Annotated in this window: 10 protein-coding genes; 3 read left to right on the top strand and 7 right to left on the bottom strand. The window is 63.0% G+C overall.

The features are described 5' to 3' along the window. Window positions 1-80 precede the first annotated feature (80 nt). On the top strand, window positions 81-857 hold the full coding sequence (locus tag EJ069_RS03085) for a VOC family protein (protein WP_126060029.1): 777 nt from the start codon (window positions 81-83) through the stop codon (window positions 855-857). A gap of 305 nt (window positions 858-1,162) precedes the next feature. Here EJ069_RS03085 and EJ069_RS03080 read toward each other — a convergent pair whose 3' ends face one another. Continuing rightward, entirely contained in the window at window positions 1,163-1,651 is a 489-nt protein-coding gene (locus EJ069_RS03080) for a hypothetical protein (protein WP_126060028.1), read from the bottom strand. A 195-nt stretch (window positions 1,652-1,846) separates the two neighbouring features. Here EJ069_RS03080 and EJ069_RS03075 point away from each other — a divergent pair, with 195 nt between their 5' ends. Then, a complete protein-coding gene (locus tag EJ069_RS03075; protein ID WP_126060027.1) occupies window positions 1,847-2,245 on the top strand; it encodes a DoxX family protein in 399 nt (132 codons plus the stop codon). An 81-nt stretch (window positions 2,246-2,326) separates the two neighbouring features. On the opposite strand, the gene EJ069_RS03070 is transcribed toward EJ069_RS03075, so the two are convergent. Further along, window positions 2,327-4,753, bottom strand: a complete 2,427-nt coding sequence (locus EJ069_RS03070; RefSeq protein ID WP_126060026.1) for an FAD-dependent oxidoreductase — start codon at window positions 4,751-4,753, stop codon at window positions 2,327-2,329. Between the two features lie 64 nt (window positions 4,754-4,817). After that, window positions 4,818-6,356: a trimethylamine methyltransferase family protein gene (locus EJ069_RS03065; RefSeq protein ID WP_126060025.1), complete on the bottom strand. Its 1,539-nt coding sequence runs from the start codon at window positions 6,354-6,356 to the stop codon at window positions 4,818-4,820. 211 nt (window positions 6,357-6,567) lie between these two features. Between EJ069_RS03065 and EJ069_RS03060 the strand changes: the two genes are divergently transcribed. Then, entirely contained in the window at window positions 6,568-7,158 is a 591-nt protein-coding gene (locus EJ069_RS03060; RefSeq protein WP_126060024.1) for a transglycosylase SLT domain-containing protein, read from the top strand. Between the two features lie 13 nt (window positions 7,159-7,171). On the opposite strand, the gene EJ069_RS03055 is transcribed toward EJ069_RS03060, so the two are convergent. The 4 genes from EJ069_RS03055 to EJ069_RS03040 form a co-directional block, all read right to left on the bottom strand. After that, window positions 7,172-9,505: an ABC transporter ATP-binding protein gene (locus EJ069_RS03055; protein ID WP_126060023.1), complete on the bottom strand. Its 2,334-nt coding sequence runs from the start codon at window positions 9,503-9,505 to the stop codon at window positions 7,172-7,174. 52 nt (window positions 9,506-9,557) lie between these two features. Beyond that, on the bottom strand, window positions 9,558-10,715 hold the full coding sequence (locus EJ069_RS03050; protein WP_126060022.1) for an ABC transporter permease: 1,158 nt from the start codon (window positions 10,713-10,715) through the stop codon (window positions 9,558-9,560). An 11-nt stretch (window positions 10,716-10,726) separates the two neighbouring features. After that, window positions 10,727-11,761: an ABC transporter permease gene (locus EJ069_RS03045; RefSeq protein WP_042637250.1), complete on the bottom strand. Its 1,035-nt coding sequence runs from the start codon at window positions 11,759-11,761 to the stop codon at window positions 10,727-10,729. A 150-nt stretch (window positions 11,762-11,911) separates the two neighbouring features. Beyond that, window positions 11,912-13,570, bottom strand: a complete 1,659-nt coding sequence (locus tag EJ069_RS03040; RefSeq protein ID WP_126060021.1) for an ABC transporter substrate-binding protein — start codon at window positions 13,568-13,570, stop codon at window positions 11,912-11,914. Between the last annotated feature and the right edge of the window lie 110 nt (window positions 13,571-13,680).

Raw genomic sequence — 13,680 nt, 5'->3', positions numbered from 1 at the left:
GGCCGGCATCACCTGAATCTCAACACACCTTAGGATGGATCGAACAACGATCGCTGCCTGAACCGGTGAGGAGACCGACCATGCCGAAATCCCCGCAACCTTTCTTCTGGTACGAACTGATGACCACCGACCTCGACGCCGCCGAGGCCTTTTACACCGCCGTTGTCGGCTGGAAGGCCGAGCCCTTCGACAACGCCCCCGGCATGCCCCGCTACATCGTGGTGAATTCCGCCGAGCGCGGCGTCGGCGGATTGATGACCATGCCGGAAGAACCCGCCAAGAGAGGCATGCCGCCAACCTGGCTGGGCTACATCTACACCAAGGATGTCGACGCCTCCACCCAGGCGCTCAAGGACGCCGGCGGCGCCGTCCACCGCGCGCCCGACGACATTCCGGGCGTCGGCCGCTTCGCCGTCGTCGCCGACCCGCAAGGCGCGGCCTTCATGTTCCTGCAGCCCAATCAGCCTGACCAGCCGCCGGTGCCGGCAACCACGCTTGGCCATGTAGGCTGGCATGAGCTCTACACCTCGGACTGGAAAGCCGCCTTCGATTTCTATTCCAGCCAGTTCGGTTGGACGAGCGCCGGCGAGTTCGACATGGGCGAGATGGGCATCTACAAAACCTTCGGCGCCGGCCCAGAATCCGGCGGCGGCATGATGAACAAGCCGCCGCAGATCCCGGTCTCCGTCTGGCAGTTCTATTTCAACGTCGACGCCATCGACGACGCCGCCAAGCGCGTCACCGACAATGGCGGCAAGGTCATCATGGGGCCGATGGACGTGCCGAGCGGCCAATGGATCATCCAGTGCCAGGACCCGCAAGGCGCGCATTTCGCCTTGCTGGCTCCGGTGAGGTAGAATTTTCTCTCCCTCGGAGCGGGCAATCGCATAAGGCGCTCCCCCTCTCCGTCTCGGCTTCGCCGAGCCACCTCTCCCCCATTTCGTGGGGGCGAGGAACCCCAGCTTTCAAGGCCGCGACATCCGCGGTTAGCGTTTCCTCGCCCCATGAAATGGGGGAGCGGTGTCCGCGCAGCGGACGGAGAGGGGGGCAGCGCTGCCGTCTGCGATTGCGCTTCCCTCTTGGGAGAGGTGCGATCAACCCTCCGCAATTGCTGCGAAGGACAGGCAAGACTTATCCGGCTGGCGCCACTCTCTTAAATTAGTCACTCCGGCGTCAGCACCGCCAGCTTCAGATCGGCCTTCTTCGCGCCGCTGAGCTGGATGATCGCTGCGCCGCCGGCGAGCTTGAAGCGAATGCTCTTGCGGATGCCGGGGCAGGTCTTCACGCCGCTGAAGGCTGCCGATTTCACGGTCTTGCCATCCTGCACCACATCGATCCAGGCCTCGTCGGACAGGCTGAGCTGCAGCTCGCCATCAGGCGGCACCGTCACATTTGCTGTCGCGCCGAACGTGCCGGCTTTCGGTGCCCGCTCCGGCGGCACTTCGAAGCTGACGGTATCCACAGCCTCAAGCGAGAAATCCGCCGCTTGCCCGACCGTGAGGGTAGCGCCGGACTGCGCGGCGCGCGCCTCCGGAAACAGCGCCTGCTCCCGCTCGACCGGCCATTTGAAGGTCTCGCAGCCGGTATCGGCGGCCATGGCGAAGCTGGTGCCTGCAAGGATTGCGAAGAGGCCGATGATGACTTTTCTCATGATCAAGGAGACTCGCTTGGTTTGATCCACCACCCCTCTAATACAACCATAGAGATATTTATGCAACCATCGCGAGAAGAAATATGGGACTGAAACCATTTCGCCTCACCGATTGTTGATGGTTGGCCATGGGAAGTGAGTGGTCCACTGCCGGGCGATAATCTAAGGCCCGAGCGGGGGTAAATGGAGTTTCGGATGAAGCTTTTCGAAAGCCTTGCTCACTACCGCCCGCAAGCGCTGGGCGTGTTGCGCATCATGAGCGCCTTGCAGTTCATCGAACATGGCTCGCAAAAACTGTTCAACTTCCCGGTAAGCGCCGAGCCGCACGCCCTCACCGGCCTGACGACGGCTGCAGGTATCCTCGAATTCGCCGGCGGCATCCTTTTGGCGCTCGGTCTCTTCACCCGCCCGGTGGCGTTCCTCCTGGCCGGCGAAATGGCCATCGCCTATTTCATGGCGCACTTCCCGCGTGACTTCTTCCCGGCCAACAATGGCGGCGACGCAGCCATACTGTTCTGCTTCGTCTTCCTCTATCTGTTCTTTGCCGGTTCGGGCGCCTTCGCGCTGGACAATCGCGACAGCGCCAGAGCCTGATGGCAGGATGCGCGCCAGGAGGCTTTTTGTTTTGACGCAATTCCGGACGGAAAACCGCTTCGCACTTTTCCTGGAGTCGCTCTAGCCGCGCATCCGCTCGAAATTGGCGTCGAACAGCGGCGCCACCTGGATGCGCGCCGCGTGACGCTGGCCGAGGATCTCGATCTCGAAGCCGTCAGGTCTGTCGGCAATTTCCTTCGGCACATAACCCATGGCGACCGATTTCTTCGAATTATGCGCATAGCCGCCCGACGTGACCCAGCCGCGCACGACACCGTCATGCCAGATCGCCTCGTCGCCGATCACATCGGCATCGACGGCATCAACGATGAAGGCGCGCAGCCGAAGCGTACCGCCCTCTCGGCGCTCGGCGAGCGCCGCTTCCTTGCCGATGAAATCGGCGTCCTTGCCATAGGCGACGAAGCGGTCGAGCCCGGCTTCCAGCGGCCCGTAAATCGGCCGATATTCGCGCGCCCATGAGCCATAGTTCTTTTCCAGCCTCAGCGCATTCAGCGCGCGCGAGCCGAACAGGCCGATGCCGAACTCCTCTCCCGCAGCGAGCAGGGCCTGGTAGGCGGCGCGCTGGTATTCCGGCGCCACCCAGATCTCGTAGCCGAGATCGCCGGTGTAGCTGACGCGACCGACGAGGCACGGCGCCATGCCGATATCCATTCCAGCCACCGCCATGAAGGGGAAGCCCGCGTTGCAAACATCGGCGCGGGTGACCTTGGCGAGCACTTCCCTCGCCTTCGGACCGGCAATCGCAAGGCCGGTGAGTTTCTGGCCCAGCGCCTCGATCCGCACCGAGCCATCCTTGGGCAGATGGGCCTCGAACCAGCGCATGTGATACTGCTCGGCGATGCCTGAGCCGGCGACGAACCACTCTGCGTCGTCGACATTGGCCAAAGTGAAATCGCCGATCAGTCTGCCGTCGTCCTTCAGCATCGGCGCCAGCGTCATGCGGCCGCGCTTGGGCAGCTTGCAAGCGAAGATGCGGTCGAGCCATCCAGCCGCGCCCTCGCCCGTCACCTTGTATTTGGCGAAGTTCGAGATCTCCGACAGGCCGACGCCGTGGCGCACCGCCGCGGCTTCCTTGGCGACATGCTCGAAGTCGGTCGAGCGCCGCCACGAAAACTCGTCCCTGACGCCGTCCGGCGCATACCAGAGCGGCACTTCGAGCCCATAGGACACGCCCCATTGCGCGCCCTTGGCGGCTAGCGTGTCGTAGAGAGGCGTCGTCTTCAGCGGACGCCCGGCCGGCAGTTCCTCATTGGGGAAGCGGATCGAGAAGCGGCGCGAATAATTCTCGCGCACCTTTGCGTTCGTATAGGCCATCGTCGCCCAGTCGCCGTAGCGCGCCACGTCCATCGCCCAGATGTCGGCGCCCGGATCGCCCTCGATCATCCAGTTGGAGAGCGCGAGGCCAACGCCGCCGCCCTGGCTGAAGCCGGCCATGACGCCGCAGGCGACCCAGAAGCCCGGCAGGCCGCGCACCGGACCGACCAGCGGATTGCCGTCCGGCGCGAAGGTGAAGGGGCCGTTGATGATCTGCTTGATGCCGGTCTTCTGGAAGGCGGGGAAATGGCGGAAGCCGACTTCCAGCGACGGTGCGATGCGGTCGATGTCCGGCTCCAGCAGCTCGTGGCCGAAATTCCAAGGCGTGGAGAACTCGGACCAGACCTTGTTGGCCTTCTCGTAGGTGCCCATCAGCATGCCGCCGCGTTCTTGGCGAAGATATAGCTCGCCGTCGAAATCGACCGCGTGGATGATCTCGGTGCCGGTCTTCTTGTTCCAGTCGGCGACCTCCGGCATGTCCTCGGTGATCAGGTACATGTGCTCCATCGCCAGCACCGGCAGCTCCAACCCCACCATGCGGCCGACCTCGCGCGCCCAGAGCCCGCCGGCATTGACGACATGCTCGGCAATGACATCGCCCTTGTTGGTGATGACGCGCCACGACCCGTCGGGACGGCGCACGATGTCCTCGACCTTGGTGAAGCGCTCGACCTCCGCGCCCAGTTTCCGCGCCGCCTTGGCATAGGCATGCGTCACGCCGGACGGGTCGAGATGGCCGTCCTCCTTGTTACGCACCGCCCCCACGAATTGCTTCGGATCGATCAGCGGCATCAATTCCGCCGCTTCCTTGGCCGAGATCACCTCGAGGTCGATGCCGAGATAACGGCCCTTCGACACCACGCCGCGCAGCCAGTCGAGCCGCGCCTCGGTCGCGGCCAGCAGCACGCCGCCGGTCAGGTGCACGCCGGTCGCCTGTCCCGAAAGCTCTTCGATCTCCTTGTAGAGCGAGATCGTGTATTTCTGCAGCTTGGCGACGTTGGGATCGCCATTGATGGTGTGCATGCCGCCGGCCGCATGCCATGTCGAGCCGGAAGTCAGCTCGTCGCGCTCCAGAAGCACGACATCGGTCCAGCCATGGCGCGCGAGATGGAACAGCACCGAGCATCCGACGACACCGCCGCCGATGACCACGACCTTTGCATGCGACTTCATGGGTTTTTCTCGTTGGTTCAGTGAGTTGAGAGATTGAAATGAATCACGATGGGAAGCCGTTCCCTCACGGCTCGCCTTGCCCGATCGCTTCCTTGCGGCGGGCCATATAGGCCTCGAGCGCCTCGCGCACGGCAGGGTCCATGGCCGGCTGAACATACTCCCCAAGCGCCTTCTTCCACAGCCTGGTCGCGCGCGCCGTCGTGTCGAGCGCGCCGGCTTCCTGCCAGGCCTCGTAATTCTGCCAATTGGAAAGCATCGGCTGGTAGAAGGCGGTGGCGTAGCGCTCCAGCGTGTGCGGTTCGCCGAAGAAATGGCCGCCGGTCGGCACCGCGCCCAGCGCCTCGACGGCGAGCTCCGCCTCGTCGACAACGATCGGCCGCAGGAATTCCATCATGTGCTGGATCATCTCGACGTCGATGATGAGCTTTTCGAACGAAGCCGTCAGTCCACCCTCCTGCCAGCCGGCCGCATGATAGACGAGATTGCCGTGGCCGAGCACCGCACCCCACAGCGCCATCATCGTCTCATAGGCGCCCTGCGCATCGGCGGCGTTGGAGGCCGAGCCCGGCGTGGTGCGATAGGGTAAGTTGTAGCGCCGCGCCAACTGCCCGGAAGCGATGTTGGCCTTGGTGTTCTCCGGCGTGCCGAAGGCCGGCGCGCCCGACTTCATGTCGACATTGGAGGTGAAGGCGCCATACATCACCGGCGCGCCGGGACGCACCAGTTGCGTCAGCACGATGCCGAACAGCGCCTCGGCGTTCTGCTGCGCCAGCGCGCCGGCCAGCGTCACCGGGCTCATCGCGCCCATCAGCGTGAACGGGGTGACGGCAACCGACTGGCCGTATTCGGCCATCGTCATCAGCCCTTCCGCCATCATCTCGTCGAAGCGGCGCGGCGAGTTGACCGAAATGATGGTGGTGACGCCGGGGTCATGCGCCATCTCATCTAGCGTCAGCCCGCGCGCGATCGCCATCATCTCGATACCGTCCAGCGCCCTGCCCCGCCCGATCGCCGAGACATGAAAACATTTGTCGGTCAGCGTCAGATTGGCGAAATAGGTGTCCATATGCCTTGTATTCGCCGGCAGCTCGATCGGCGCGCAGACCTGGTTGCCGAGCATATGGATGCAATTGAAATGCTGCGCCAAGCGGACAAGGTCCTGATAGTCCTGCATGTTGCCGGCGCGGCGGCCGCGCTCCATGTCATGCACATTGGGCGGTCCGGCCACCAGCGTGAAGTTGATGGTGCTGCCGCCGAGATGGATGGCTCGAGCCGGATTGCGCGGCGTAAGCGTGTAGCTGCTGCGCGTCGACCGCAGCGCTTCCTCGACCATGCCGCGGTCGATGCGCACATTCGCCGACCCGTGATCGACCTTGGCGCCGGCGCGCTCGAACAGCGACAGCGCCCGTGGGCTCATCACCTCGATGCCGAAATTCTCCAGGATGTCCATCGACGCCTGGTGGATCGCCTCGATCTGGTCGGCCGACAGCAGCGCCATCGGCGGATAGGGATTCTCCACTCGCCGCAGCGGCAGTTGCGGAATGGCGGCTGGCCCGCGGTGGCTGGTGCGCTCGGCGCCGCGCTTGCGTCTTGGTTCGCTCATGCGCGCATCAGAGCGCCGGCATCACAGGCGAGCTGTCAGGAATTCGCCATTTGCCGGCGTGATTTTAGCTAAGGCGGCATTTTTGGAAATCGACTAAGAGAATAGCGACGCAGATGGTCGGAATATCGATACTGGATTTTTCGCGCCTCCTGCGTCAGCGTTAAGGAACCGCGCAAGACTCCTTTTATGATTTCGGCCTATTCGTCTTCCAATGCGTAGGTCGAGTTTTAGTAAAATTGTCGCTGTTTGCGTGCTGCTGGCGCTATCGGCCTGCGCGACCGCGCCCAGCCACATCAACAATGTCTGCGCCGTCTTCGACCAGAATGACGGCTGGTTCGATAACTGGCAGTCCGCCGCCGAGCGCACCGAGCAGAAATACGGCATTCCCGTTCCCGTGCTGATGGCGACGGTGCGCAAGGAATCCGGCTTCAAGAGCAATGCCCGCCCGCCGCGCACAAAGCTGCTCGGCTTCATCCCGTGGACTCATGTCTCGAGCGCCACGGGCTATTCGCAGGCGCTCGACGGCACCTGGTCGCAATATCAAAGCGAGACCGGCAACTGGGCGGCGCGCCGCACACGCTTCGCCGACGCCATCGATTTCGTCGGCTGGTACCACTCCAAGACCGTCGACACGTTCGGCGTCGCCCGCAACGACACCTACAATCTCTATCTGGCCTATTATCTCGGCTGGACCGCCTATGGCCGCGGCAATCGCGGCGACGCCGGCGTTCAAAGCTACGCGCGCGCCACCGACCAGATGGCGCGCGATTATCAGGCGCAGCTACGCCAATGCGGCAGCTGACATCCGTATCGGATTAGTGCCGCCTCGTCGTATCCTTCGGCCTTGGGACACCGGTTTCCGAATCCTCGTCGCGCACTTCATGGCGACGGGCTTTACGCACCGCGTCGTTCTCCTCGACGCCCTCTCCGATCGCGTCGGCTTCCGCGCTGGCGTTTTTGCCATCCGGTCGCTGCGGTGGCGAACCGGCAAAGCCCGGCCCCACGCCATGCGGCGCATCATCCGGCACGCCTTCATGCGCGGCATGCTCCTTGTCGAACTTGATGACCGGCTCCATCTTGGCGAGCACGTCATCCGAAAGCCAGCATAGGCTCGTATGGCCGCCGCCGAGATTTTTCACCGGCGGCACCTTCGTCTCGCACAGATTGTCCGGCACCAGCTTCTTGTAGCCGCAGCGCGTCTGGAACGGGCAGCCGGTCGGCGGGTTCATGGCCGACGGGATGTCGCCTTCGAGCACGATGTGCTTCTTGACGACGCTGGTGTCGGCGATCGGAATCGCGGACAGCAGCGCCTCGGTATAGGGATGGTAGGGCGGCGAGAAGATCTGGTCGGTCGTGCCCTGCTCGACGATGTAGCCCAGATACATGACCACGACGCGGTCGGCGATGTAGCGCACCACCGACAGATCGTGGCTGATGAACAGCATCGTCGTCTTGTTCTTGCGCTGGATGTCCATCAACAGCTCGGTCACCGCTGCCTGCACGGAGACGTCGAGCGCCGAGACCGGCTCGTCGGCCACCACCACCTTGGCGTCGCCGGCAAAGGCGCGCGCGACGCCGATGCGCTGCTTCTGGCCGCCCGACAGCTGGCGCGGCTTGCGGGTCTCGAAGGCCCTGGGCAGCTTCACCAGGTCGAGCAGTTCCAGCATGCGCTGGCGTCGCTCGGCGACATTCTTGCCGACATTGAACTTCTCCAGCGTGCGGATGATCTGTGAGCCGACCGTGTGGCTGGGGTTCAGCGTGTCGAAGGGGTTCTGGAACACCATCTGGATCGACGAGACCGTATCGACGCCGCGGCTCTCGATGCCCGTCGACTGGATCTCCTTGTTGGCCAAGGTCACCGTGCCGGAGCTTGCGGTCTCGAGGCCGAGCAGCACCTTGGCCAAGGTCGACTTTCCGCAGCCGGACTCGCCGACGATCGCCACCGTCTCGGATTCGCGCGCGGTGAACGAGATCGTCTCGTTGGCCTTGACGACGCGGCCTTCGCTGGAGCCGAACACCTCGCTGCCGCCGACCTTGTAGTATTTCTTGAGGTCCTGGATCTTCAGCACCGGCGCGCCGGGCTCGACCTTCTCGTTGACCTTCTTGGCGCCGGGCGGCAGCGCCTCCCAGTCGATCTCGTTGAAGCGCACGCAGCGCGAGAAATGCCCCTCATGGCCCTCGACCGGGACCATCGGGATTTCCGCGGCGTTGCAGACGCCCTCGACAAAATGGTGGCAGCGCGGCCCGAAATTGCAGCCCTTCGGCCGCTCATGCGGCAGCGGCAACTGTCCGGGAATGGAGATCAACGGCCGCGAGTTCTTGTCGGCGCCAGGCAGCGGGATCGAGCGGAACAGCCCTTGCGTATAGGGATGGCGCATCCGGTCGAACACGTCCTCGATCTTGCCGGTCTCGACGGCCTCGCCGGAATACATCACCGTGATCCTGTCGCAGGTCTCGAGGATCAGGCCGAGATTGTGCGACACGAAGATCATCGAGGTGCCGAACTTCTCGCCCAGCCCTTTGACCAGCTCGACGATGCCGGCCTCCACGGTGACGTCGAGCGCGGTGGTCGGCTCGTCGAGCAGAAGCAGCGCAGGTTTCGAAAGCAGCGCCATGGCGATCACGATGCGCTGCTGCTGGCCGCCCGACAGCTGGTGCGGATAGGAGCGCATCATGCGCTCCGGATCGGGCAGCTTCACCGCCCGCACCATCTCCAGCGCGCGGTTATAAGCCTCCTCCTTCGATACTTTGTCGTGGATCAGCGGCACTTCCATCAGCTGTTGGCCGATCTTCATTGCCGGATTGAGGCTCGCCATCGGCTCCTGGTAGATCATGGCGATCTTGTTGCCGCGGATGGCGCGCAGCTCCTCGTCGGACATCTCGCCCATGTCCCTGCCCTGGAACTTGATGCGCCCGCCGACGATCTTCCCGATGTTGGAGAGGTCGCGCATGATGCCGAGCGACACCGTCGACTTGCCGCAGCCGGATTCGCCGACGATGCCCATCGCCTCGCCGGGCATCACCGTGCATGAGAAATCCATCACGGCCGGGATCTCGCCCTTGCGGGTGAAGAAGGAGATCGAGAGGTTCTCGATCTCGATGATCGGCTGACCGGTCGCCTTGGCTGGATCTCGAACTGCCTCGTTCATGGGTCGCTCCAATCCTAAATTGTTCCAGCAGGTAGGGCCTGAGCCCTCGCCATCAATCCTTCATCGACTGTTCGCGCAGCGAGTCCGCCAGGAGGTTCAGCCCCAGCACGAACGACATCAGGGCGATCGTCGGCGGCAGCGCCGGGTGGATGAAGGAACGCAGCAGGCGGCTGGCGTCCTTGATCGCGGTGCCCCAGTCGGGGCTTTCCGGCGCCAGGCCGAGGCCGAAATAGCCGAGCGTTCCGAGCAGGATCGTCGTGTAGCCGATGCGCAGGCACGCATCGACGATCAGCGGACCGCGCGCATTGGGCAGGATCTCCCACAGCATGATGTACCAGGGCGATTCACCGCGCGTCTGCGCCGCCGCCACATAGTCGCGCGTCTTGATGTCCATGGTCAGCCCGCGCACGATGCGGAACACGCCGGGGCTGGAGGCGAACACCACCGCCACGAAGATGTTGAGCTGGTTGGGATCGATATGCACGATGTGCAGCGGATCCTTGTCGAAGACCAGGCCCGCATAAATCCAGCCGCCGACCACCAGCGTGATGCCGAGCAGGATATAGAGCCGGTCCGGCCGGTTCTTGTAGCGGGTCCAGAACAGCACGCAGAAGAAGATGATCGGGAACAGAAAGAACAATCCCGCCATCGCGTAGGGGATCGGCGTATCCATGATGCCCGGCGTCACCAGCAGGTAGAACAAAAGGATCACCGGGAAGGCCAGCACCAGATTGGCGAGGAAGGACAACAGCGTGTCGATCTTGCCGCCATAGTAACCGGCCGGCAGGCCGAGCGTGATGCCGACCATCAGCGCGAAGCCGGTGGCGGCCGGCGCGATGATCAGCACGATCTGGCTGCCATAGACCATGCGCGAAAACACGTCGCGGGCGAGCTTGTCGCCGCCGAAATAATAGACCAGCTTCGATGCCGGCTCGATCGCGCCGGGCAGCGTGTCCTTCATCACCGAAACCTGGGCCAGCGGGTCGAAGGGCGAGATGGTGGAGGCGAAGATCGCCGTGAACAGCCAGAACAGGCAGATGAACACGCCGGCAATGCCGACGCCGCTGTCGAAGAGTTGGCCATAGAGGCCGAGCCGCTTCTTGTAGGTAAAGCTGGCGCCCATCACCAGGATGAGCGCCACCCACACCGGCCAGAACCGCCAGAGCACGCCGATGACGACATTGAAGGCGCTGATATATTCCGTTTGCATCGGCCCTGCCCCTACTGAACCCTGATACGCGGATTGAGAAACGCGTAGCCGACATCGGAAATGAGCTGGGTGATCAGCACGATGAACACCGAGACCAGCGAGCAGCCAAGCAACAGATCGATGTCGTTGTTGCCGGCGGCTTCGACCAGCGTGTAGCCAAAGCCCTGGTAGCGGAACATCACCTCGACGATGACGACGCCGGTGAGCAACCACGGGAACTGCAGCATGATGACGGTGAAGGGCGCGATCAGCGCGTTGCGCAAGGCATGCTTGATGACCACGCTGCTGAAGGACAGGCCCTTCAGCCGGGCGGTGCGGATATATTGTTGCGTCATCACCTCGACCATCGAGGCGCGTGTCATGCGCGCGATATAGCCTATGCCGTAGATCGCCAGCGTGATCACCGGCAGCGTGAAATTGTAGAAGGTGATGCCCTGGCTGGCGGACGCTGCCGAGCCGTTCAGCCAGCCGAGCCAGGATGCGAAGATGACGGTGAAGATGACGCCCGACACATATTCGGGTGTCGCCGTCGAAGCGATCGAGGCGACGGACAATGTCCGGTCCGTGCGCGACCCTTCGCGCATGCCGGCAAGAATGCCGATGAGCAGCGAGATCGGCACCATCACCGCCAGAACCCAGAACATCAGCAAGCCTGTGGCGCCGAGCGCCGGAAAGAGCTTCGCCGCGACGGTCGTCTTGAACTTGGTCGAGCAGCCGAAGTCGCCCTGCAGCACGCCTGAGAATTTCGGCTCCGTCGGATCGTTGCAGAAGGAAAAGCGCTGCGTGGTCTTGCCGGTCGCCGGATCGGTGATCGGATGCTTGGGCAGGACGCCCAGCCACTGGCCGTAGCGCAGGAAGAAATTCTGCCGGTAGCCATGATTGACCAGCCAGCTTTCGAGTTGGTCGGCGGGCGTGTGCATCTCGGTCTGGCTGATCGCCAGCTTCTTCAGATTGGGCTCGAGATTGACGAGGAAGAAGACGACCAGCGTCAGGCACAGCATCGTGAGCAGTATCGTGCCGATGCGTCTGGCGATGAATGAGAACATTTATGCCCCCCTGCCGGCCGGGTTGGGGTCAGATACGTTCAACCCTGTTTCGTAATGCGGATGGCGCCCCGCCACCGCTGCAGGTCATGCAACGGCGACGAAGCTGCAAATACGAGGGGCTGTCGCCCCTCGTATTCATCGCGCCATGGATCACGCCTGATCGAGCCAGACCTTGCCGAAGTCGTGCTCGTAGGTGGGGTGCATCGAGTGGTTCTTCACCTCGGGCTTGATGTTGATGTAGAGCTTGCGCCAGTAAGGCTGGATGATGATGCCGGAATCCTGCAGCGTCTGCTCGATATCCTTCATCACGACCTTGCGCTTCTCCGCATCGGCGATGCCGAGCGCCTCGTTCACCTTCTTGTCGAAGTCCGGGTTGGAGTAGGCCGTCTCGTTCCAGGCTTCGCCGGTGCGGTATGCGATGGCGATGACCTGGATGCCCAGCGGACGCATGTTCCAGTTGGTTTCCGAGAACGGATACTTCGTCCAGTCGTTCCAGAAGGTCGAGCTCGGCAGCACGGTGCGCTTCACCTTGATGCCGGCTTCGCGCAGCTGGGCGGCGATCGCGTCAGTGGTGTTCTTGTGGTAGTCCTCGTCGTTGCTGATCAGCTCGTGCTCGAAATCGATCTTGCCGGCTTCCGTCAGCATCTGCTTGGCCTTGGCGACGTCGCGCTTGACCTCGGGCAGCTTGACGTATTCCGGATGGATCGGCGCGACATGGTGGTTTTCGGCCGGCGTGCCGGCATTGCCGTAGCCGAGCTGCAGCACGGTGGCGTTGTCGACGGCAAGCAGCATCGCCTGACGGACCTTCTGGTCGTCATAGGGCTTCTTGGTGACGTTGAAGCGCGACACCACGGTGGCCGCCGTCACGACTTCCGAAGCCGGAGCGCCGACATCGGCGATGATCTTGATGTAGTCGGCGGTCGTTTCGTGATTGGTATGGACTTCGCCGGACTCGAAAGCCGAGACGGTCGCCGCCGGATCGGTGCCGTAGTCGATGAACTCGACGCCGTCGAGGAAAGCCTCGCCCTGCCACCACTTGCCGGTCTCGCGGCGCTTGTAGACCACCTTCTGGCCGACGTCGTAGGACACCAGCTCGAACGGGCCGGTGCCGATCGGGCAGCTCTTGAAGTTGGCGCCCTTCTCGTCGAAGGTCTTGTGGACGACCAGCGCCGGATAGTCGCACAGGTTCGGTATGATGGCGATGTCGGGCTTGGTCAGCTTGAGCTTGACCGTCATGTCGTCGACCTTGACGACGGAGCCTTCGCGCAGCTTCTTGGTCGTGTCGTCGACGAGGCTACCGAGGCGGCCAGGCATCGAGTTGCCTTCCACCGACTTGTCGGCCCAGCGGGTGAAATTGTTGATCACATCGTCGGCGGTGAACTTGTCGCCATTGTTCCATTCGACGCCCGGCCGCACATGCAGCGTGTATTCTGTGGCGTCGTCATTGATGTCCCAGCTTGCCAGCAGATAAGGCGCGAAGGTGTATTCCTTGGTGTATTTCACCAGCGGCTCGAGCGCCTGGCGCTCGGCGTTGGAGATTTCGGACCAGTCGGCCGTGCGCGGATCCTTCGGATCCTTGATTGACATCGCGACCTTCAGGACGCCGCCCTTCTTGCCCTGCACGTCCTCCGCCCTGGCCGGGGTCGGATCGGCGAGGCCGAGCATGCCGTAGGCCATTGCCGTCGATGCGCCGAAGACGCTGGCCAAGGCCAGAAATTCGCGGCGGTCGACGCCGCCCTTTTTGGCCTCTTCGGCCATTTTCCGGATGTGATCCGGAACCTGATCACCATTGCTCTTATAGATTGCCATGACTTGCTCCCATTGTTGGCTTTCCGCCTTTTAACATTCCGCATCCAGACCGCGTTGTCAAAAGACGGTGTGGAGCAGGAACATGCCAGGGAATGTGCATCTTTGGCTGC

The organism is Mesorhizobium sp. M2A.F.Ca.ET.043.05.1.1 (assembly GCF_003952445.1).
Lineage (GTDB): Bacteria > Pseudomonadota > Alphaproteobacteria > Rhizobiales > Rhizobiaceae > Mesorhizobium.
The sequence above is the reverse complement of the archived record's forward strand: the minus strand, read 5'-3'. Positions and strand labels throughout refer to the sequence as shown.